The sequence below is a fragment of the Reticulibacter mediterranei genome (genome assembly GCF_016587455.1).
On sequence record NZ_BNJK01000002.1, the window covers coordinates 1,194,262 to 1,215,191 of the forward strand.

Sequence of the window (20,930 nt, forward strand, 5' to 3'; positions counted from 1 at the left end):
TTTTGAAATTTTCTAAATTTGCCAGGTTTCGCTTCATCCTATGTACCAACGTTTGATCTTTCAGGAGGAATGTGTCACCTCTCTTCGACGTTGACGGCCTTTGACGAGAGGTGAGCGGCAAGGGCGATGCGACTTCCTACAGCACCTCTGAATGAAACGATGATGCTGGCTGAGGCCCTGGCTCGCAGAGAGACAGCTCTGCTCCGTTTGGCGTGCCACCTCTGAGAGGTGTCGCTCTTGAGAGAATCCGGCAAAACCGTTACACTTAATAAAAAAGGTAGGAAAAGCAGAGAGAGCGCAAAACGATCATCACGAAGGAAGAGGGATGCTCAGGATAGCTCACTCCCGCTGACCACTAGCTCTCGACCCATCACTAGCCCTCCTGCGCGACTTCCGACCTACGACAAGCAGGTGGTGAGGAGCGGTCTGTCTTGATAGTGAGGAATGTTGAGATGGTGTTTTGAGGAGGAACATGCGTCTCATCTGACTCAGCCGGAAGTCGCTAGATACCTGATTGAGACGACGAAGGAACTGGCTCATCTGCTTGGGATCTCCCTCGTTGAAGGGAGAGGCGAGAGCGAAGATTGAGCCGAGAGCGAGGAGGGCGTGTCTGGCGCTCTCCTCGTCACCTTTATCTGAGTGCTTCTTTCTGAGCAAGCGTTCCCAGCCAAATGCCGTTCATTAAGACCCTCCACGATCCTGCCTGAATTGGAGAGGCTGTTCAGCAGGGAGGCTCTCCAGTTGGTCACAGGTCACTAGGAGCAAGGGAGGGCAAGCCGAAGCGGGAGAGGATCTGAAGCATAAGCTCCACTGGTTGCGATGGGGAGGGTGCTGCCGGACCTGCTGCGTCTGTTGGTTGGGGAGCAACGGTCGGTCCTGTTTGGGGAAGCTTTCTTTGATGGAATCGTGTTTGTGGCGAGACACAAGATGTCCCGTCGTATGAGCCTATGTGCTGCGAGACTTTCAGCCCTGTTCTTCTCGCGCTTGCCACACCTCTTCCTTCTTGCCCCCGATTTCAAGACAGATGCAACCCAATACTCCATTTTATTTTCTCGCCCGTAGTGGAAACGGCTGGAGGATCAACCTCGATCTAATGACGCTGGGCCAGCGGTCCACTATCGAGAGGAGCCAAGAGCAGGAGATCATATCAAATCCGTTTAGATAGTGTAGAATGAAGGCATGGCAAAACGAGTGACAGTGACAACCGAATAACGAAATCAGGGACTGGACTGATGACAACAATAGCCCATACACCCGCCAATGCTAACAACTGAGGCAAATACAACATCCTTTCATTCAAACAAATTCAAAGAACATAATCCAACATTGGGGGTATGAGCAGCAAAAAGATTACTCCACGAGTCCCATTATACACAGGGAAATAGCGCGAATGAACCATTTAATTCTGTGATTGACACTTCTTGGCAGGTGTGGAAGAAGAATGTAGTGTACGAATGTTTCAAATCTACAACTATTGAGAGGAGAAGATCCATGCTCTTCTATTTGCATCCCACGTGCCACGAAGCGCTTACCCTGGTCCACTCCCATGCGGGTGGCTCTCATAGGCTCACGCGCTGGTCCCTGGCGACAACTCCTGCCACTCCACTTTTCCAACGCTTCATTTCCTGGGGCGAATGCAGCTATAGGGCCAATGGTCAACTTTTCGTCGCTTCAGCAGGACTCTCCGCGCCGCTGGACGATGGAACCTTTGCCCTTGTCCATATTGATCCTCGTGATTATCTCGATGAACCTATCCTTGAACTATGCCAGTGGCATGATTTCTCAACCGTCCGCACGATCACTTTCCCCACGAAATTTTGCGCGGTCTGTAACCCTGCATGTTCTCCCGATGGTTGCTGGCTGGTTGCTAACACAGCAGAACATCTCATCCTTTTTGATCGCTTGAGCGGTGAAGTGATGAGTAGTTGCCGGGCCGCCGACTACCGGGGCAGCGGCGACAGCATTTCCGCTCTCGCCTTTGATGCCGCCTCCCGCTTCGTGGCAGGGATCATTATGTTTGAGGGCGGGGGAGCACTCTCGCTATGGCAGCTTGATCCTGGCGAGCATCCCTGCCCACCACCCGAGGAATCCGACGCCACCCTCCCTGATCAGTTCAGGAGAACTGTAACGCTTTCCATGCTCCATAGAGATCTGGATCAGGGCGACAGTCCAATTCCCAGTGATTTAACGGGATATGTGGCGTTCAGCCCAGATAGCCGCATCGTCGTCTTTCATCTCGCCCTAGAGAAAAATGCACTTCTGATGGCTTATGAAGTGGTTTCGGGCAAACGGCTCTGGTCGGCATATCAGGAAACCTCCTATCTCTATCCCTTCGTTTTCGCTCCCGGTGGGAAATCATTGATAGCGATCGATGAGAAGAATAAACTGCGGCTCTATTGTTGCGAGGATGGAAGCGTGCTAGACCAGGTGTCTACTGGTCTCGTCCAACCCATCGAGGCTCTCGCCTTCAATCACGATGGAACAGCGCTCTGGTTGGCAACAAGAGAGACGCTGGTTCGTTATCAGCTCCCTGTTGCTCTCACCTTTTTCTTTTAAAAAGTGATGAACGAAGAAAATGCAGCAATGAAATGCAGACGATGGCAAACCAGGAGCATATCATAAACTCAGGACTCGGCTCGATCCCCAGCTCAAAGAGGTGGCAGAGCGGTGGAATGCTGGTTGTCACAATATTGCGCAGTTGCATCGGGAACTGGCTCATGCGACCGGAGATAGCCCATGACGTGATCCAAACCGCCCAGGAACTAGCCGAGCTGCTCGGCATCAGCCTGGCGCAAGTGAACGAACCCTAAGAGGTCATGGGAGCCAGACGTTCATGCATCTGGCTTCCGTTCTCTTGTTGACGGTATGCGGTGAGTAGATGAACCAGATTGCTTTCGTTTGAATGAGAGGAAGCAAATGAAGAGCCTTGCGACGTGCGACAAACGTGAATGACAGTGAGCTTCTTCCTATCAGTCGGCAAGCAGGTGAAGGAACACGGCCCAGGAACATCATCGTTTGCTTCCTTCCCATGCCTGGCATCAGCACTTCGACCAAAAGCAATGCTCACCGAAAATACACAAGAGATAGCAAGGCTGTATCGAGATCTCAAGGAACTCCTAGAGGGAAACGAGACAGAACGCTCACCAGAGGAAGCAGCCAGGATACCCAGATAAGCAAGACATAACATCACAAAAGAGAGGGGGAGCAATTGATGTGTTGAGAGGAAGCCGCTTCTCCCCTCTTTCCTGCATGAGGTCCGTCCATGATGAATCATCGCGCTCTGCCGCCGGGAAGAAGTGTTTTACTTTTCCTCATCTCATCCGTTTATTCCATTAAGGGATGCAATCCCTATCCCATCATGGAGCAAGAGAGTATGTATGCATTTGATCCTGGCCCTGCACTCGACATCACCGGTCACATTTTGCGCGACCCTATCTGGAACAGTATTGGGGTCTTGTGTTCTCTCCTCATGGGCCTGTCCCCCTGGTTCCTCCATCGCTCTGCCCATTCTTCAACCAGTTCCCACCATCGGCAGATCCACCACTCTTCTTCCCCCCATTTTAAAAAAACTTGCGCTACGGGCATTTCTTCAGTTCGCGCTTAAACCTTCACAACGCGATATTATAGGATTTCGGTAGCGTATTAATGGAAATGAGGTCATCGAGTTTCAAGGTTCTTCTGCTCTTGAGCTTGCATATCTGAGCGCAAGTTTCCCACGTTTGCCCGATCTCGATCCCTGGTTCTTTCCTGGCAAAAAGCCACCTGGATGATCTGGGCGCCCTACATGAGAGCGTGTGGGCCAGCTGCCCGGAGAACGAAACGATCCCCGGATGCAACGCTCTGGCGTGCCGATCTAGCCTGCTGGCATCGAGAACTGACGCGTATTGCGTCACAGACAATTTTCAGTGACTATCAGGATCGCCGTTCAGCCAACACTTTGCGGCGACAGCGCAACGACCTCCAACTGTTTTGCCACTATTTGAGCGAAGCCAGGGTTGGTAAATGAACTGAAGGATGGAACGTGACGTGCGGGTGCAATTCTTTTTTTGCGAGCTTTCGGGCGGTCAGAGAATGACGCCCCTCCCCTCTAGTGGACGTCACATCGTTCGGCTTTTTTGCCATAAAGCGTTCAAATGATGTGAGGGCCGTGGTCAACTGCGTTTTGAGGGAAGCGACAAACTCATCAGCCGAGAGCGGTAGATTGAGATCGGTGTAATAGGGTTGCCCGATGCTGGTCAAAATCACGCGGGAGGTCATCTTCCGGGTTGCGAAATTGGGCGGCACCAGAGACCCAAATCTCCTTGCTGCGCACACGATCTCATAAGGTTTGCAACACACTTAACTCGTAAGTCAGACGATTCACACGGGTTTCTCCTGTGCTATCTTTCTCGGTGACAATGTTTTCCCAGGAGGCGGGAACCACTCCCTCAAGGGGAGGGCTGACCTCAAGGGGATACCAAGCAACCCGGCTGCTCACATACTCACGAACGACTGCAAGCGCCTCAACCACTGGCTGATACGCCGTGTTGTTGGAATGAAAATCGAGCACCTCCAGCAGGGCCGGGAGAATCTGGCGATAATGATGGCGATAAGAGGAACGCATGACCTCTTGCACCTTTTGCCGGTACACTCCTCCTTGGGCTTTGTACTCAGCCACCAGGTCGCGCAAGGTTTGTTCGTTCACGACCGGAAAAACCACTTCTCGAACGGGTTTGTCAGGATGTTCGAGCGCAGCATCGGCGATCTGATACAGAAGACGTGTTTTTCCTGCCACTCGTTTGAGATCATTGATATAAGCCATTTCCACACGTTTTTCTGCTCGTTTGCCGATACGATGCACAATCTGGATGAGCAACGTGACCAGGGCATTGGTCACTTCCTGGGTCCGCTGAAAGACCAGGGACGCAAGCAGCGTCATACGAATGGCTTGGGGATGCTGGCGTATACGGGAAGGAGACTCAGCAGCAATGCGCCGCCGCAAGCGCTCCACCAGCTTTGGTGTATATCCTTGAAAGAGGTCTGCTGGCAAGCCAGTAGTACGCAGCGAGCGCAACTTGGCGATCTCCGAGAAGGCACTCTCCACACCAACTGAGCCGGGGCCCAGGCGTAACAGGTTCAGCGGAAGTTCTTCCTCCTCTTCTCCCTCAGTCACTGGAGGAGACACCAGGAGGGCGTCCAGGCGGCTTTGTACCTCTGGGGTAAGACGGGCCATGACCACGGCATAGATCTGCGTTTCATAGGAAGCGAATCCCGTTTCAATCAGCGTGGCCAGATCATCAGGAACATCAACTGTGCGTGTTCGACATTTGGTACGGATGAGTTCGCGGAGACGTTCGGGGTGGTGTTCATGCGGAATAATGGAAGTCGCAAGCCAGGTGAGCAAGGAATCTTCATCGGCGCGACGGAATTCGCGTATCTTCGTGATCTCGCGTATCTGCGCTCGGTGGGCTTCAATGGTGCGCCCCTCCCAGGCATACTGAGCAAAGAGCGCATCCTGCCGCCCACATTGGTCCAAACGGAAAAGTTGATCTGGATCGTCCTGCGCCTGGCGGAAGATCACCTGTATACTGTACTCACAGCACAACTCACACCAGAGCAGAAGCAGCGGCTGGATGCTCTCTTGCAGAACGAGACTCGACTTGGGGGGCATACCCGATTAGCCTAGCTGAGAGCAACTACGGGAGATCCTTCCCCAAAGAGCATCAACAAAATCGTTGAGCGTCTTCTTTTCATTCGGGAACTGGACCTACCCTCAGTGTCCACCACGCTGCATCAGAATCGTGTGCTGCATCTGGACACGCAAATGCAGCAAGCTTTCCGCACAGCCTTTTAGCGGTAGTTTGTTGGCTCGGGATTTTATCTCGTTTTAAACCCATCCGACAGTGTTCATCTGAGCTCAAACTGTTCAGAATATACACTCGAAATCAGGAGCGATTTCCCGAGCTAACAAACTATCGGTAGATGACCGTTTCGCTCATACACATTTTCGTCATGATCCTGGCTCTACCCCTTCTGTCAGCATTCCCTTAAAGACGGAACCCGTCACGTAGAGCCCGCTTGCTCTCACTGCAAACAAAGAAAAGGGATGAGAGATGCATTTAGAGGCCGCGCAGGATGAGCCGGAGACGTGCGGTCCACATCGCTTGAGCCTTGGTGCTTGCGGCACTCCCACTCGCGTCTTGCGGCACGAGCAGTTCAAGTTGTTCATCGGCCACGCACGCCTCCACAGGGGTCTGTGTCGAGACTTCCCCGTCCAATGTCACAGGCTGCGGTTCGTTCTCGGTGAAAATCGTCATGCTTCGCGCTTGCAGATGATGGATACCAGGGAGAGCGGTCAACTCTGCTGGCAGCAGATCGGGATAGCGCGCATGCCAACTCTGCTTGTCTGGTAAGCGTTGGTCCCGGCTCAGAAAGAAGTGCAGCATCCGTCGGGCCAATTGGGATCGGCTTGTCTGCTCAATGACCACAATATCGAGGCGACGATCAGTGAAACTGACGCTGGGGACGCTTCCCTCGAAGACTCCCCAGAAAATGGGGGCATTGACGGCAGTGACCTGGGCAATCTGGCTGCGCAGGACCAGGTGATCTTGCGCTTGGGCGGGAAGCAATGAGGACGACGGCGTGCTGCGGAGGGCAACGTCCTGCAAGTGGATTTCCACGTCGAGAGGATGATACGCCTGGAAGGCTTGCCAGAGGGCAAAGGGATAGGTCAAGCGTCCGTAGCGCTGACGGATCGCTTTGTTGGTCGCCACTTGCGCAAACTGCACGCTCAGGCCAACGGTCAAGGCGTGCGTGAACAGCCGAGGCTCTTGAGAACGGGGAGATGGACAGGAAGCGGAGGGCGAGCTTTGTTGAGGTGAACGGGAAAGGCCAAGGTCGATTCTGCGAGAGGCTCCAGATGCCATCACCTGGGCGGCAGCGGCCAGATCATGCGGAATCCCAACCGAACGTGCGAGATCGTTGGCCGTACCCAGGGGAAAGATACCCAGAGGCAATTGCCCCTCCACGGCATACTTCGCCACGCTTCCCACCAACCCATCGCCGCCTGCTGCCACTATCAGATTGATCCCTCTGGCTTTCCAGAGCCCCACCACCCCATTAGCCTCTTCAACCTTGGAAATGGGCAGGACCAGGGCTATGTCGATTCCCACATGCTCCAGTGCCGCAAGTGCGAGGGAGAGCAACGCTGATCTTCCGGCATGGGGGCTATGGATCACCACCGCCCTTCGTCCTGCAAAATATGCTCTTTCACCAGGGCACATGCCACGCTCCTTGTTTTCATGAGAGATGGGCCGCCACTGCTGCTCGACACCCATTTTCCTTTCTGCTTGTTGCCAGAGATGTGACCTCTCTTCATTCATCAGAGGATAACACACTGACCTTCGAGGACCAATCACAGCAAGATGTTGGGGGTCACAGTATCATCACATCTTCCTCAGATCAAGGAAGAGCTTCCAGATCAGAGCCATCGGCACATCTTCGCAACGATCCGCCGCAGATATCATTTCCTCTTCCATATCACGAGGGGATGCACGAGAGGATGACTGTCCTCGACGGAGAGGACCGTCTTCGATCAGGGACGAGAGAACGCTGTGTGTTTGACTAGCTCTGACCAGATCGTCCTGCTTGCCTGGACGGTTCCGCCACACGCCTGCAAGAGCATGCTCTTGCAGGTCGCTTATGGTGGCAGTAAGGTGCGATCCAGTTGCGTATCGTCAAAGCTCGCCGGGTTCTCTCTGGGTTCCAAATGGGTGAAGATCGTACTGTCTGGTAGCGCACTGTGCAGCGCCAGTTCAATCTCTTCACAGAGCGCATGCCCTTTGAGGACCGTCCATGCCCCTGGCACAATCACATGGAAGGAGACGAACCGGCGTCTGCCTGCCATACGTGTTCGCATGGCATGAAAATCAATCCCGTGCTGCCGGTAGGGATCGAGCACGCTGCTCACTACCTCCCGATCCTCTTTTGGAAGTACGGTATCCAACAAGCCTAATCCGGTCTGTCGGAGTAATTTCACGCCTGTCCAGATAATATTGCCCGCAACCAGGAGCGCCACCAGCGGATCGAGGAGATACCATTTGGTGAGGACAACCAGCAGCACGCCAACCAGAACGCCAGCGGTGGTCACGACATCGGTGAACAAATGGTGGGCATCGGCCTGTAGGCTCATTGAGCGTTGCTTTTTCCCTTCGCGCAGCATAAACCAGGCCAAGACCCCGTTGATCAGAGCGCCGATGACGGAAAAGGTTAAACCGAGGGAGGCTTGCTCGATGGGTTCTGGATGCAGCAGGCGAGGAATGGCCTCACTGGCAATCACGAGGGCAGCCACCAGAATTAACGCGCCCTCAACGCCAGAAGAAAAGTATTCGGCCTTGGTATGTCCATAGGTGTGATCCTCGTCGGCAGGGCGTGCGGAAAGCGTTACTGCCCAGAGTCCTACCAGGGCCGCCACCAGGTTGACCACCGATTCAGCAGCATCGGAAAACAAGCCGACGGAACCAGTCAGCAGATAGCCAAGAAATTTGATGACCATCGTCACCACAGCGGCAGCGATGGATAAAAACATATACAAACGCAGTGAAGGCTGTTTCATGTCATCCTCTCGGAGCCGAAGGTTATATGCTTCTCACGAGACGTGTCTGTCAATTCGTCCTCCTCCTCTTCAGCAGGCGCGCGAGGAGTTTCGTCAGTTCTCGCCCCCAGAGCACGATACTAGCAACAACAAGACAGAAGAGCCAATCGGTAATGCTCAGTGGAACCGTCCCAAAGGCCATTGATAGGGGCGGGAGGTAGATGACCAACACCTGTAAGAACAGCGACAGGAGGATCGCCAGCCAGGCCCAGCGATTCATCAGAAGGGAGCGGAATGCACTGGTCTCATCGGAACGTGCGTTAAAGACATTGAAGAGTTGCGCCAGCACCAGGGTGGTGAATGCCATCGTCTGCGCGTAACGCAACGTCCCAGCGCCAACCAGCAGTCCTTGAGGCAGGCTCCAGTCCAACACGAGCAGCGTCGCGAGCGCCACCAGTACGCCAATAACGCTAATGCTGCTCCACATGCTGGCCGAGATGACGTGCGTTTTGGGATCGCGAGGAGGCTTGCGCATCTGTGCGGGATCGCGGGGATCAACGCCTAGCGCCAGCGCAGGCCCCGAGTCTGTCAGCAGATTGATCCACAGAATTTGCGTTGACAACAATGGGACGACTAGCCCCGTTCCGGCTTCGCTAATGAGCCCGATGCTGCTCGCCAGGATGACGCCAAAGAACATAGTGAGTACTTCGCCGATATTCGAGGAGAGCAGGTAGCGTAAGAACTTCTGAATGTTGGCAAAAATCGCACGCCCCTCTTCAATCGCGGCGACCAGCGAGGCGAAGTTGTCATCAGTGAGCACCATATCGGCAGCTTCTTTGGCTACATCCGTGCCCGTCTTGCCCATTGCCACCCCGATGTCGGCCACCTTGAGCGCGGGTGCATCGTTGACCCCGTCACCCGTCATCGCGACGATTTCTCCATTGGCTTTGAGCGCCTGCACAATGTGCAACTTGTGTTCTGGAGCCACACGTGCATAGACGGAGACGGTGCGCACCATAGCTTGGAACTCCTCATCGCTTGCCTGTTCCAATTCCAGCCCACTCATGGCCCGCTCGCCCTCTTTGAGGATTCCTAGTTCGCGCGCTATCGCGACCGCTGTGACCGGGTGATCCCCTGTGATCATGATCACTCTCACCCCCGCCTGCTGCGCTCGTTGTACCGATAAGGCCGCCTCTGGTCGCGGTGGATCGATCATACCGATCACACCCAGCCAGACCAACTCTTGCTCCACCCACTCGTCCAATTCTCCTATCTCATCGATCTTCTCGCGCTCAAGAGCACGTGAGGCCACACCAAGCGTACGTAACGCTTCCGTTGCCAGACACGCGACCTGCGCGAGGATTTCTGTCCTTCGCTCCTCAGTCAGCGGAATGATCTGTCCTCTGCCACCAACCCGTTCGAACGCGCACCGAGCCAGCAGTACATCAGGGGCACCTTTGGAATAGATGAGGATCTGCTCACCATGCACCGCGTCGTGATGAGCGGTGCTCATCAACTTGCGCTCAGAAGAGAAGGGAACCTCGGAGAGGCGCGGGAACCGTCCTTGCAGATTCTCTTCTTCCAAACCTATCTTATGCGCTGCTATTAGTAAGGCCCCTTCCGTTGGATCTCCCTGAACAACCCAGGAGCCGTCAAGCAAGAGTAGGGAGGCGTTGTTGACCAGATAGGCCGCCCGTAACGCCGCCTTCACCTCTTCCTTCAGGGGCTGATCAGCGAGCGGCTGCCCTGCTTGCAAGACGGCCCCTTGCGGAGTATACCCCGTTCCCGTGAAGTCAACCCGTCCGCTGGCGGTTACTATGGCCCGTACCGTCATTTCATTCTGCGTCAGGGTGCCCGTCTTGTCGGTGCAGATCACGGTGGTGGAGCCAAGCGTTTCCACTGCTGAGAGTTTGCGCACGATCACATGCCGTCGGGCCATCCGCTGCATCCCAAGAGAAAGGACAATGGTGGTGATGGCTGTCAGTCCCTCTGGCACAGCAGCGACTGCCAGTGAGACGGCAAGCAGGAAGATATCGACGAGTTCGTTCAGTGCTCCTACCCGGTCCACCAGCAAGATCGTCGCACTCATCACGATGGCGATGAGGATCACGACAAGACCCAGCCATTTGCCTACATGATCGAGTTCCCGCTGTAGTGGCGTCTCTTTCTCCACGGTTTGCTCAAGTGAGCCAGCGATGCGTCCGATCTGGGTGGCTGTTCCCGTCGCGGTCACGATGGCCCGCCCCCGCCCGGCAGCGACTGTCGTGCCACCAAAGAGCATATTTGTCTGATCAGCGATGCCCACCTCCTGCTCAATCGACGCGCTCTTTTTGGAGACGGGGGCACTCTCCCCGGTCAGTGCGGCCTCAGCTACGCGCAGGGCAATGGCATCGAGCACGCGTGCATCAGCGGCAATCGTATCGCCTTCCTCGATCACGAGAATGTCACCAGGCACCACCTCGGCAGTAGGACGCGTTTGCACCGTGCCAGCGCGCACCACGCGGGCGGTCGCAACTGTCATGGCTTGCAGTGCAGCAGCCGCTTGCTCAGCACGGTGTTCTTGCACATACCCCAGGAGACCATTGAGCAACACAATGGCAAAGATGGTTAGCGCCTCGTAGGGGAAAGGACTCTCGTGCTCGATCCACCAGACAACCAGGGAGATGATAGCCGCAGCGAGCAGCAATATGGTGAGTGGGTTTACAAATTGAGCCAGGAATTGGAGCCAGGCCGGTCTTGGAGGCGCACTTGGCAATGTATTTTGCCCGTAGCGTTGCAAACGGGTATGGGCCTCTTCTGAGATTAATCCTTCTCTGACATCACTTCCCAGCGCGTCAACCACAGCAGCGGAAGAACAGCGATAGGCCGGGGACTGCTCCAGATTTTCATAGTCCATCATGTGATCTCTCTCCCAGATACGCCTTCCTCAAATCATACGTGCTCCTTGAGGAAGGATAGAAAAGCCATATCTCAGATACCTCACAAAGCAGAGAGGAACTCTCTCAATATGCTTACAATGCAATGGCAATGCAAGAGAGATGATACCAAATCGTCTTCGTTTTTCGGCCCAGAAGACAAAGTCGCCACATCACGCTTGCTGCCCGAACATGCTCTAACTGCTTTATGCCAACACCTGTTGCTGGCAAGAAAGATGAGCAAGGGATAATTTACCCTCTTGTCAAAAACGTGTGACCTTCCTGTGACGCCTCAAGACGAGATGGTGATGCCTCCGAGAGGAAGGTACTTTATAATTGGGAACGGAGAGAACGCCTGTGAGGGAATGCAAGGGGGCGATCATGACACAGAAAATGACGGCACGAGCAAGATGTGCGTTTGGAATACCTTCTGTGGCAATTGCTGGTTCGGGTTATCGGATCACGCTCGGTGCGGAGATCGTGGATGGGGACAGGACACAGGATGCACATCCGAATTGTTTTGCAGGCAGATGAATTGGAGGTATACATGATGTTTCAACGTCTTCTGATACCACTGGATGAATCTGAGTTGGCGGAACAAGCATTGGCAGTCGCAGCATCGATTGCACGCCATTGTGAGGGGAGGATCGTTCTCCTGGAGTGTGTTGTTCCTCCCATCGAGTTAGGGCCCTATATCGGAGAGCCTCCCATCCTCGTCAAGCAGGCTATTGAGATCGATACGCAGATGGCCGCGTCCTATCTCAAACAGGTAACACAGACGAAAACTTTGGCTGGCCTTGTGACAGAGGCCAAGATCGAGTATGGGTGGCCCGCTCAGCGTATTCTTGCCTATGTCGAGCAACAACAGTGCGACCTGATCGTTATCAGTAGTCATGGACGCAGTGGCCTCTCTCGCTGGATTCTTGGCAGTGTGGCACAAAAGGTGATCAGGCATGCTACGATCCCCGTCCTGGTCTTACGAGATCCCCACAAGAGTGAGGCTCTTCTCGATAGTACGCGTTCTCTTCATGCCCTGATCCCGCTTGATGGTTCTTCAGCCTCGGAAACCGTGCTTCTGCCAGCAATTGAAATGCTCTCTCTCTTTGCTACACAAAAGCAGGGAACCTTGCATCTTGTGCACGTAATAAGTGAAGCATCTGGCGGGCACGAGAGACTGGCTTTTGTCCAACAACAGGCAGATGTCTATCTCAATACAATCGAACACCACTTGCAAGATCGTATTGCCAAGGCCGGGAACCTCACTGTGAGCAAGTCTATCATTATGGCCTCCGACATAACCAGCGCGTTGCTGCAAGAAGCTGAAGGGAGCAGGGACTCGAAAGGCAATGAGCCAACTCATCCTTACGACCTTATCATGATGAGTACGCATGGGCAAGGTGGACTCCAACGCTGGGCGCTTGGGAGTGTCGCAGAGCGAGTGCTGCATGGCACAAAACTTCCGCTCTTGATGGTGCGGGCGCACGAGTAAAGAGCACTTCCTGAGGCTAGAAGCGCCCTCAATGCTTGTTATCTTGCGATCTTTTCCCTCCTTGGGTGGCAATCAACGCTTGTCGCCAGGATTTCATATTTGGCATATGGTATACTCATCCAACGCGATGAGTACACAACGTTCCGATAGCTGTGCCCAGAGCCAGTCCACAAAAGATCGGGGAGAGATTACCCTTCTTAGAGGTTGCTCTGTTGTCCGCCATGTTCTTCCTCTATGGTGAGCGTCTCACCCACCTTCAACGGATGGTAGTCATCGCCAAAGGCTTCCTCGAAAGCGCGCAGGCTCCAATCACAGGTGTCGTGTGCTGATGGCGCGATGTAATGGATGTCTCTGGCTTTGAGATAGGCAATGGTCTGCTTGACCGCCTGCTTGCTAAGCGGCTGCCACGGTAGGGTGGGTGAGCCGAGCAATTGCTGGAATCTGAACGGGCCAACATGAGCGCGGTCGTCGGTGACTGGGAAGTGTAACCCGCCAATCACGCCATAGACAGGCGTGGCAAAGAGGTGTTCTGCGCGCTCAATGAGCGCCTCGATACCAGGATGGCCGCATCCCACCAGCAACACCAGACCTTTTCCCTTGACATTGACCGCCAGCGCCTGCTCCTGAACATAGCCCATCAGGAACAACGCACGCGAGAGCGGCCCTGTTGTCGCAATGCCAGGAGCGAGAAGGCGAGGTGCCTGGATCAGGATACTACGGCCTTGCGTGAGCCTGAGGGGAATTGTTGTATAGACCGGTTTGCCAGCGAGAGGATCGTGCTGCTGTCGAACAATGGCCTGGCGGGCAAACTGATTCTTGAAGCCTCCTATGTGGTCTCCGTGAGGATGAGACCACATCACAAAATCGATCTCAGCAGGGTCTATGTCCAATCGTGCCATATTGCGCAAAAGAGGCGGGTCCTGTGTTCCTTTGCGGTTGAGACCCAGATCGAAGAGGATGGTAGTGGCATCTGCGCGTATCAGGTAGGACACCCCGCTTTCCGTTTCCAGGTCCCCTCGTGCCGCATACCAATCGATCAGTGGCAGCACCTCAAGAGTTCTCACAGGAGAGAGCGTAAGTCGCGTGCCATCGTCTTGTAGATGCCCACAAGCATCATAGAAGCGTGATGCTCTCCTGCGATTACGCCAATAGGTCAGCAGAATATATCCGAAAAGAGAGAGCAGCAGGAAAAGGCTGCTCAGAGCTGTTATGGTCAGCTTTTTCCTGCTCTATTCGCTTTCTTTTCTTTGCAAACGAAGCGGTTGCCCTGTGATTTCACTGAGCAAATCGTGTTCATACCATCTGATCGTGAGGTGTCTGCGCCTCAACTGACGCTGGAGCGCAGCGATGAAGAGTCCTTCTCCTGCACTGAGACACCCGGCAACAGCCTCTTCATTGATTACGCGCCTATCGAGTCGAGCGAGCGGACACCTTGCGACGACCTCAAGGGAACGACGCAGATCGAGGCTGCTACATACACCGCACGAGGGTGAGCCTCCCACTCCCACGATACCCGCGACCTCAAACCCCGAGCGCACATAGTCCTCGATGTCCCTCACCACTTCTTTTGCCAGGCTCCGGTATCTCCATTGGGTGTAGCGGAGGAAGAGAGGTAACAGCAGATGACGCAGCCAATAGAGCAACGTTCCCTTTGAACCATAGAGAGGCAACAGAGAGCGTTTGAGCACACCACCCCAGGCGCGCTGTTCTGGACAGTGCATCTGGCAGAGACCCAGGCCCTCCTGCTGCAAGCCATCTACGATCTCGTCCACGCATCCCCGCTGAAATGCTCCACCCAGATAACGGGTATTCTCGTTGAGCAAGCAGTGTGACACGAAGATCACGCGCTTGCTGCGCTCGTCTTGCACTTGTTCGAGCAGCCGTTGGCTTGTAGACAGCTTCTTCATACCTGTCTCCCTCCTTCGTTCTCCCCTCGCTTGATGGTCCATGCATCCTTCATGTATTCAAGAGAAAGACAATATTTCGGCCTCTATCATATATGACGAGTATCACTCTCACATCACAAGAACAGATGATGCCATCAGAAAACTATCACAACAGGCTTAATCATCTGTCCATTTGCAACATGTCTATCTCAGGGCTTCTTGTATACTCATCGTCTGGGCTCTTCCTGAGCCAACGCTGCCTCCTGCGATAATGCACCATCTATTGTGATGAGAGTGGAAGGATTCTTGCTGCACCTGTGACAAACATGTCACCTGGAGATGCAAGAATGCTTCCGTGATGCGTTGTTTTCTGCTTGAAAGGAGACGGAAAAGATGAACAACATGAAGCCAACGGAAGTTCACTTTCCTTCTGGGAGTGCGTCATGTGCTGCCTCATTCTACTTGCCGATTCAGCAGCAAGGGCACGTTCCCTGCGTGGTGATGGGACATGGAACCTCGGGAACCAGGGATCTGGGACTGGCTGCGTATGCAGAGCGCTTTGCTGCCGCTGGGATGGCTGTCCTCGCGTTCGACTATCGCCACTTCGGAACCAGTGGAGGATACCCACGCCAGGTGATCAAGGTTGCTCATCAGCTAGAGGACTATCGGGCGGCCATCCGCTTCGCGCGCAGTGTCCCGAGTGTGGGCCCAGAGCGAATTGCCCTATGGGGAACGTCACTAAGCGGAGGGCACGTCCTCGCCGTTGCAGCGACCGATCCACGTCTTGCAGCCGTGGTCTCGCAGGTTCCGTGGATGGGGGTAGAGTTCAGCAGGGCCGATCCACGATCACGGCAAGAAACACGCCAGCTTTTTGGTGCTGCATACACTGATGCAATGCATGCGCTCTTGCGAAGACCTCCCTCTCTCATCAAAGTTGTCGGTCATCCTGGAGAGTTGGCGGCCTTTACCGACGAGGATGCAAGAAAATGGATGGATGCGTTGGCTCCCATGGCTCCCACCTGGCGCAACGCCATCGCTGCTCGTGTGCTGCTCTCGCTGCTGATGTACCGACCTGGGACGAAAGCAAAGCACGTGGTTATGCCACTGTTGATCTGTATCGCCGACCAGGACACGGCGAGTTCGACCACGCTTGCGCTACGGGCTGCGGATCTTGCCCCACGTGCCGAGGTCCGGCATTACCCGCTAACCCACTTTGCTGCCTACCTCGGCGCGGGCTTTGAGCAGATGGTTGCTGATCAGGTCCAGTTCTTGCGTACCCATCTCTTCGCGGCAGATCAAGCAAACGAGCATCCTGAGAGCCATAGTGATAAAAAATGAGCCGTCTTCCATGAAGGGCGCACGACGTGTGTTGGAGAAGGGAGTCCAACTTGGCACACCGCCGAACAGAAGAGAGTCGGGGTCACGTGGAGTCATGTGCCTACTCGACTCCCACAAGCGTCAACCATGAGAGCGATCGGCCTTGCATGAGAGAACCCTCAGCGGGTTGAACACTGTCGCTGCTCGGATAGGTGGAGCCGAGCAAATGGATCATCATCAGGGGTCATGAACACAGTAGGCTGAGTCGCTGTGTTCTTAATCCAGAAAAATATGGAAGGGAAATTTGGGAGAGTGGACAACCACAGAAAGGGCAAGAACCAGAAAGACAGGAAGGAAGCCGTGGTCCAGGAAATGGTTGCGCGTATAGGTGTGGTCACTGGTAAGGGGCCGGTCCACCTGATCCGTGAACGCTTTGGGGAGGCGGGCGACATTCTGGAGTATGATGCTCTTGTTGGTCCCCAATACCGCGACGACGGTGGCCGAATTTGCCGGAATTGCAGGCGCAGTGGATATTTCCGGCGTCAGTCCTTTCGTCGCTGTGTCACTCTCCGCCATCATCATTTGATTGCTGGCCGTGTGAGGGGAGTACAAATATGTCGAACGCATCTTGCTCGCGTTATGTGTCATCTATCTGAGCTACGTGGGCAGTGGGCGGGTTGTTGGTCCATCCTGATTGGGGGCAGGTCTTGTATCAGACGATGGTGCCGCCCTTGCAACTCACCCAAGGCCACCTACTCACCCTGTCGAACACCTCCATAGCTCTGTGGTCCCTCCCACGTCTCAAGCATGACCTTGAGTTGTGAAATGCTATGGCCGCTCCAGAACTCTTAGCCTCTCGACTGGCAGACGATCCCGAAGTCTCGCCACTATCTCGTTTCTCCGCCTGTAGTCTCCCCGCGCTCGGTTTCCTGTTCATTCCAGGGAGATTGAGAGGAGTGCTGCTAGCCTGAGCAATTGTTAGCACAATACTTCACACGCTCTGCTCCTTCGCTTCTTTGGCTGCTGAAGCGTCCGTATGACGTGCGTCTATGATTTCTGCTCTTGCACAGCTTGAGGACGTATGATCAGCAAAGGGAGATGTGCATGAGCGAGGACTCGTTCGGTGATGCTTCCCATCAACCAACGCTGCCATCCACTACGCCCATGGGTCGTCAAGGCCATGGCATCATAGGGGCGCTCACGTGTTATTCTCTCACTCACTTCGGCCATGTTCAGGAGCATTTCTGCCACATCTCTGCCTTCTTTGATGGACCAAGAAATGCCGATGCCAAGGCCATCTGCGAGTTCTCGTGTGACCTTTTCGCTGACCACCTGGAGATAGCTTGCGGCGTCAGAGAGGAGGGCGAGCCTCATCTCAAGGCTGATGTGGTAGCGTTGATAGATCACTTCTTCTTCCCTCGTCAGCAGTGGGACAACCCTCAGGAGATGAACCTGCCCTCGTTGAGGAGACGCTAATGCCGCCGCGAGATGCACTGCTGATACCAGTACCGTTTCTGCCAGCGAAGAGCCATCTAATGCAACAAGTAAACGGATGTCGCTAGTTTCGTCTGGACACAATGGTTTCGCTTGCTGGCTCTCTTCTGGCAGCACAAGGATTGGTGCAGGACTCTCTCTGATCACTTTCTGGGCCACGCTACCCAGCGCCCAGCGCTTCAGGCCAGTAGATCCATGACGGCAGAGCACGATCAGATCTACTCCTTGCGTTTTTGCGTAGGAAAGAATCATCTGGTGAGCAATTCCTGAAAGAGATACCCTGTGAACTTTGATGTCTGTGAACGCTTCCAATCGTACAGTACTCTCAAGATACTGCCTCGCCTGAGCAAGCTCTGCTTCGAGAAGAGCATAGGAAGAGGACAGAGTGTGTGAGGGAACATAGAAAAATTCAAGGCTAGCGGCATGGAGGAGCGTCACACTCCCTTTGGTTGCCCGAGCAATACGTGTCGCCACAGGGATGGCTTGCTCTGCACGTTCGGAGCCATCCAGCGGGACGAGAATGTGTTCAAACATCATCTTCTCCTTTGAAATGCAGCAGGCTTGCCACTTTCCACCTCTTCTTCTATTTATTGCTTAACTCCCTATAGAGAAACACGGAGAGAAAAGGTTTCAAAAAAAAATATAGAAGAACGTTCTCACAAGTTGGTAACACTGAGAGCCAGAGAATCACATGAAAGTCACAATGCCACTGGTCGTTCTGCTGGCGAGCAATTCCACTAGCGCTCTGCATCCCTGGCAGCATCGCTCACCCCCACTACTTGCGAGATCCAGCAGTTGTTGCCGGAAGTGAAACGCCTGCTGAGTAGGGAAGGAGAATGAGACAGAGAAAACGGTGGTTTCATTCCTTTGTAGTTGGATGGCCTGCTGAGGTTTTCATGTCTGAAACAGGTAGGGAGCGTGTCAAATCAGACAACATGAGTCATGCTCCACTCCGAAAGACACCTGGCAAATCATGACCGCCCGCTGCAAGAGCGGTTCGGCCTCCGCGTAGCGGCTCTGGTCTCGATAGAGCATCCCCAGATTGTTCAGGCTGGTGGCCGTGTCAGGATTGGGAACTCCCACCTGCGCTTCTTGAATGGCAAGAGATGATGAGATGGGTTCTCCATTGCGCTAGCTGGCTCATGCGCCCCGAGATAGCTCATTATGTGGTCCAAACGGCCCAGGAGCTAGCCGATCTGCTCGGCATTAGCCTCGCGCAAGTGCACGAAGAAAAGAAGACGCCTAACCAGCAGGCGTCCTTCTTCCCCTTCTTCTGTTCTTTTTCGAGCATCAGGTAGAACGGCAAGAACCTGATGCAGTGCAAGCGTTCCTTGAACTGCTGCCTCATCTCAAAGAACTGCTCACCACATAGCACAGGGAGGCATCTGGCCCTCTTCTTCGTCCTGGTCATAGCCCCAGCATGTCGTTCCCTGTCGTCTGGCCCTCCCCTCCTTGGATACCCGTGAAGTTCACGTTTTCGCTGATACAGCCTAAAGGGGATTCAGAAGAGCAGACAGCGCTGCTCATACGGGAGTTCTCCCTCTTTTGAGGAAGTGAGCGAGCCGACAGACAAACGACTTTGGAGAAATCCAGATAATCAAGAGCGCTCTTCCACCTCTTTGCAGGGTATTGGGCTGCCACCACCTTAAAAGATGGTGATGAGTTTTCCAGGTGGCAGGAACAGGGAAACAGCAACCAACAAGATCACCCACGATTGCCTCTCATGAAGTTGGCTCTTTTACTGAGGGTCAGCCTCAAGATACTTCAAGATCACATTTGGCTGCTGATGAGTTTGCTTCTCATTGGTCACATTCATGACGAGGGTTCGTCCTTCTCGCTTGAGAAAGATGGCGTGAGACAGGTTCCTGCTCACAGGAACAGTACTCATCAATGCCTTCATCTGCTTGTTAAGGGTATCTGGATCAGCGATCCATTGCCGTGTATTGCTCTTGTGCACCAGACAAATATCCGTGATGTCTTTTTCAGAGGAAACGCGCGGATGTCCTTGTCGTTTTTGCTCCTGTTGCCTTCTCCATTGCTCTTCAGTGGCACGAAGTCCCTGGATGATCGCAGGCAGGGCCGCTTCTCCCACCAGGAGATCATTCCCTTCTTCCTTGACAAGCATGCGCCAATCCAAGCACGATGAAGCTTGATTCGCTGGACCCATTGCAGAACCTTGAAGGTAACTGAGGAAGGTCTCACGTTGATCATTGCCGCTCTCTTGTAGCACATTCGCTTTCACCTCGTCACCATTTCTTTTGACAAAAACGGCATGAAGAGGCCAGAGAGATGCATCCGGCTTTTGAAAGGCATCAAGGTAGCCTTTCAAGCGGTCTGGATCAGTGAGCCATTCCACACATTCGTGATCTGAGCCTGCTGCCATCCAAAGGCGAATAGCTACAATATCTGTGGCTGAAGAGGGGGAAATCTCTGGCGGAAAAGAACCCTGCTGCTTAGGAACACCCTGTGTTGTTTTGCCTGCGATCCACCACTGTCTCACGACCTCAATCCCCTGAGCAAGAGAGGAGACCGTGACTAACACCCCAACGACGCCTGCTCCAAGAACGAACGCTTGCCCAGCCCAGTCAAGAGGAAGGAGGGCACCCGCTCTTGTATGGCTCAGATCGACATCTCCCAGATCGGCTCCGTCGAGACTCGCTCCGCTGAGATCAGCGTCGTCGAGGCTGGCACCTCTCAAACTCACCCCTCTGAGACTGGCACCTCTGAGATCGGCTCTTCTCAAATCGGTGCCTCTCAGATCAGCACCTCTGAGATCGGTGCTTCTCAAATCGGCATCGCTGAGCAGAGCCTCACCCAGATCAGCTCCACCCAGATCAGCTCCGTCGAGACTCGCGCCTCTGAGATCGGCTCTTCTCAAATCGGCACCTCTGCAATTGGTTCTGGTGAGACTGGCGTGGCTCAGATCGACTCCGATGAGATCAGCACCTCTGAGATCGACCCCGTCGAGGATGGCTCTGCTGAGATCAACCAACTGAAAATAGGGCGCTTGCTTCCACACATTCCATTCCTGAATGCTGCGCTTGAGACGTGCTACCTGTTCTGGATCTGCCATTGCAGTGCCTTTCTCCCTCTCTTTTTATCGTGCTCTTCTTCTCTAAAGACGACGAAAGGAGAACACAAGCAAAACACGAATGCGGTCATGTCCTCATAGTCAGAGACGAAGAAGTTTTGCGCTTCTCAAATGAGAACGGGCAAGTGTGGAGCATGAAGATGGATCGAGAGGATGGCACTTCTCA

Annotated in this window: 17 protein-coding genes; 6 read left to right on the plus strand and 11 right to left on the minus strand. The window is 54.1% G+C overall.

The genetic code is table 11. From position 1 onward, the window contains the following. Positions 1-1,491: 1,491 nt before the first annotated feature. The 3 genes from K3T83_RS43705 (at position 1,492) to K3T83_RS43715 (ending at position 4,006) form a co-directional block, all read left to right on the plus strand. On the plus strand, positions 1,492-2,556 hold the full coding sequence (locus K3T83_RS43705; RefSeq protein WP_220209434.1) for a WD40 repeat domain-containing protein: 1,065 nt from the start codon (positions 1,492-1,494) through the stop codon (positions 2,554-2,556). 41 nt (positions 2,557-2,597) lie between these two features. Continuing rightward, a complete protein-coding gene (locus K3T83_RS43710) occupies positions 2,598-2,810 on the plus strand; it encodes a hypothetical protein (RefSeq protein ID WP_220209435.1) in 213 nt (70 codons plus the stop codon). Positions 2,811-3,766: 956 nt separating this feature from the next. Beyond that, positions 3,767-4,006, plus strand: a complete 240-nt coding sequence (locus K3T83_RS43715; RefSeq protein WP_220209436.1) for a hypothetical protein — start codon at positions 3,767-3,769, stop codon at positions 4,004-4,006. Here K3T83_RS43715 and K3T83_RS43720 read toward each other — a convergent pair. The 5 genes from K3T83_RS43720 to K3T83_RS43740 form a co-directional block, all read right to left on the minus strand. After that, a complete protein-coding gene (locus tag K3T83_RS43720; protein WP_220209437.1) occupies positions 3,976-4,284 on the minus strand; it encodes a hypothetical protein in 309 nt (102 codons plus the stop codon). The genes K3T83_RS43715 and K3T83_RS43720 overlap by 31 nt on opposite strands. A 34-nt stretch (positions 4,285-4,318) precedes the next feature. Next, complete coding sequence (locus K3T83_RS43725; RefSeq protein ID WP_220209438.1) at positions 4,319-5,650, minus strand: DUF4158 domain-containing protein; 1,332 nt, start codon at positions 5,648-5,650, stop codon at positions 4,319-4,321. Positions 5,651-6,098: 448 nt separating this feature from the next. Beyond that, positions 6,099-7,262 (minus strand): diacylglycerol/lipid kinase family protein, encoded by a 1,164-nt coding sequence (locus tag K3T83_RS43730; protein ID WP_220209439.1) that lies wholly within the window; start codon positions 7,260-7,262, stop codon positions 6,099-6,101. A 416-nt stretch (positions 7,263-7,678) separates the two neighbouring features. Then, positions 7,679-8,593, minus strand: a complete 915-nt coding sequence (locus K3T83_RS43735; RefSeq protein WP_220209440.1) for a cation diffusion facilitator family transporter — start codon at positions 8,591-8,593, stop codon at positions 7,679-7,681. Between the two features lie 49 nt (positions 8,594-8,642). Further along, a complete protein-coding gene (locus tag K3T83_RS43740) occupies positions 8,643-11,471 on the minus strand; it encodes a cation-translocating P-type ATPase (protein ID WP_220209441.1) in 2,829 nt (942 codons plus the stop codon). Positions 11,472-11,868: 397 nt separating this feature from the next. Between K3T83_RS43740 and K3T83_RS43745 the strand changes: the two genes are divergently transcribed. Further along, a complete protein-coding gene (locus K3T83_RS43745; RefSeq protein ID WP_220209442.1) occupies positions 11,869-12,021 on the plus strand; it encodes a hypothetical protein in 153 nt (50 codons plus the stop codon). A 13-nt stretch (positions 12,022-12,034) separates the two neighbouring features. Beyond that, complete coding sequence (locus K3T83_RS43750) at positions 12,035-12,976, plus strand: universal stress protein (protein ID WP_220209443.1); 942 nt, start codon at positions 12,035-12,037, stop codon at positions 12,974-12,976. A gap of 197 nt (positions 12,977-13,173) precedes the next feature. On the opposite strand, the gene K3T83_RS43755 is transcribed toward K3T83_RS43750, so the two are convergent. Then, positions 13,174-14,025, minus strand: a complete 852-nt coding sequence (locus K3T83_RS43755) for an MBL fold metallo-hydrolase (protein WP_220209444.1) — start codon at positions 14,023-14,025, stop codon at positions 13,174-13,176. Positions 14,026-14,205: 180 nt separating this feature from the next. Further along, positions 14,206-14,883, minus strand: a complete 678-nt coding sequence (locus tag K3T83_RS43760) for a hypothetical protein (RefSeq protein WP_220209445.1) — start codon at positions 14,881-14,883, stop codon at positions 14,206-14,208. Positions 14,884-15,255: 372 nt separating this feature from the next. Here K3T83_RS43760 and K3T83_RS43765 point away from each other — a divergent pair, with 372 nt between their 5' ends. Further along, a complete protein-coding gene (locus K3T83_RS43765; protein WP_220209446.1) occupies positions 15,256-16,200 on the plus strand; it encodes an alpha/beta hydrolase in 945 nt (314 codons plus the stop codon). Between the two features lie 255 nt (positions 16,201-16,455). On the opposite strand, the gene K3T83_RS43770 is transcribed toward K3T83_RS43765, so the two are convergent. The 4 genes from K3T83_RS43770 to K3T83_RS43785 all read right to left on the minus strand — a co-directional run bounded on the left by K3T83_RS43770 (position 16,456) and on the right by K3T83_RS43785 (position 20,746). Next, complete coding sequence (locus K3T83_RS43770) at positions 16,456-16,806, minus strand: hypothetical protein (protein WP_220209447.1); 351 nt, start codon at positions 16,804-16,806, stop codon at positions 16,456-16,458. 420 nt (positions 16,807-17,226) lie between these two features. Then, positions 17,227-18,210, minus strand: a complete 984-nt coding sequence (locus K3T83_RS43775) for a universal stress protein (protein WP_220209448.1) — start codon at positions 18,208-18,210, stop codon at positions 17,227-17,229. Positions 18,211-18,594: 384 nt separating this feature from the next. Next, positions 18,595-18,789 (minus strand): tetratricopeptide repeat protein, encoded by a 195-nt coding sequence (locus tag K3T83_RS43780; protein ID WP_308441733.1) that lies wholly within the window; start codon positions 18,787-18,789, stop codon positions 18,595-18,597. Positions 18,790-19,411: 622 nt separating this feature from the next. Further along, positions 19,412-20,746 (minus strand): pentapeptide repeat-containing protein, encoded by a 1,335-nt coding sequence (locus K3T83_RS43785; RefSeq protein WP_220209450.1) that lies wholly within the window; start codon positions 20,744-20,746, stop codon positions 19,412-19,414. Between the last annotated feature and the right edge of the window lie 184 nt (positions 20,747-20,930).

Bases quoted from the DNA above. Each gene is read 5' to 3' on its own strand.
- K3T83_RS43740 (WP_220209441.1), bottom strand. From the start codon at position 11,471: ATGATGGACTATGAAAATCTGGAGCAGTCCCCGGCCTATCGCTGTTCT.
- K3T83_RS43770 (WP_220209447.1), bottom strand. From the start codon at position 16,806: ATGCGTTCGACATATTTGTACTCCCCTCACACGGCCAGCAATCAAATG.
- K3T83_RS43730 (WP_220209439.1), bottom strand. From the start codon at position 7,262: ATGTGCCCTGGTGAAAGAGCATATTTTGCAGGACGAAGGGCGGTGGTG.
- K3T83_RS43750 (WP_220209443.1), top strand. From the start codon at position 12,035: ATGATGTTTCAACGTCTTCTGATACCACTGGATGAATCTGAGTTGGCG.
- K3T83_RS43745 (WP_220209442.1), top strand. From the start codon at position 11,869: ATGACACAGAAAATGACGGCACGAGCAAGATGTGCGTTTGGAATACCT.
- K3T83_RS43765 (WP_220209446.1), top strand. From the start codon at position 15,256: ATGAACAACATGAAGCCAACGGAAGTTCACTTTCCTTCTGGGAGTGCG.
- K3T83_RS43775 (WP_220209448.1), bottom strand. From the start codon at position 18,210: ATGATGTTTGAACACATTCTCGTCCCGCTGGATGGCTCCGAACGTGCA.
- K3T83_RS43715 (WP_220209436.1), top strand. From the start codon at position 3,767: ATGATCTGGGCGCCCTACATGAGAGCGTGTGGGCCAGCTGCCCGGAGA.
- K3T83_RS43705 (WP_220209434.1), top strand. From the start codon at position 1,492: ATGCTCTTCTATTTGCATCCCACGTGCCACGAAGCGCTTACCCTGGTC.
- K3T83_RS43760 (WP_220209445.1), bottom strand. From the start codon at position 14,883: ATGAAGAAGCTGTCTACAAGCCAACGGCTGCTCGAACAAGTGCAAGAC.
- K3T83_RS43710 (WP_220209435.1), top strand. From the start codon at position 2,598: ATGGCAAACCAGGAGCATATCATAAACTCAGGACTCGGCTCGATCCCC.
- K3T83_RS43785 (WP_220209450.1), bottom strand. From the start codon at position 20,746: ATGGCAGATCCAGAACAGGTAGCACGTCTCAAGCGCAGCATTCAGGAA.
- K3T83_RS43725 (WP_220209438.1), bottom strand. From the start codon at position 5,650: ATGCCCCCCAAGTCGAGTCTCGTTCTGCAAGAGAGCATCCAGCCGCTG.
- K3T83_RS43735 (WP_220209440.1), bottom strand. From the start codon at position 8,593: ATGAAACAGCCTTCACTGCGTTTGTATATGTTTTTATCCATCGCTGCC.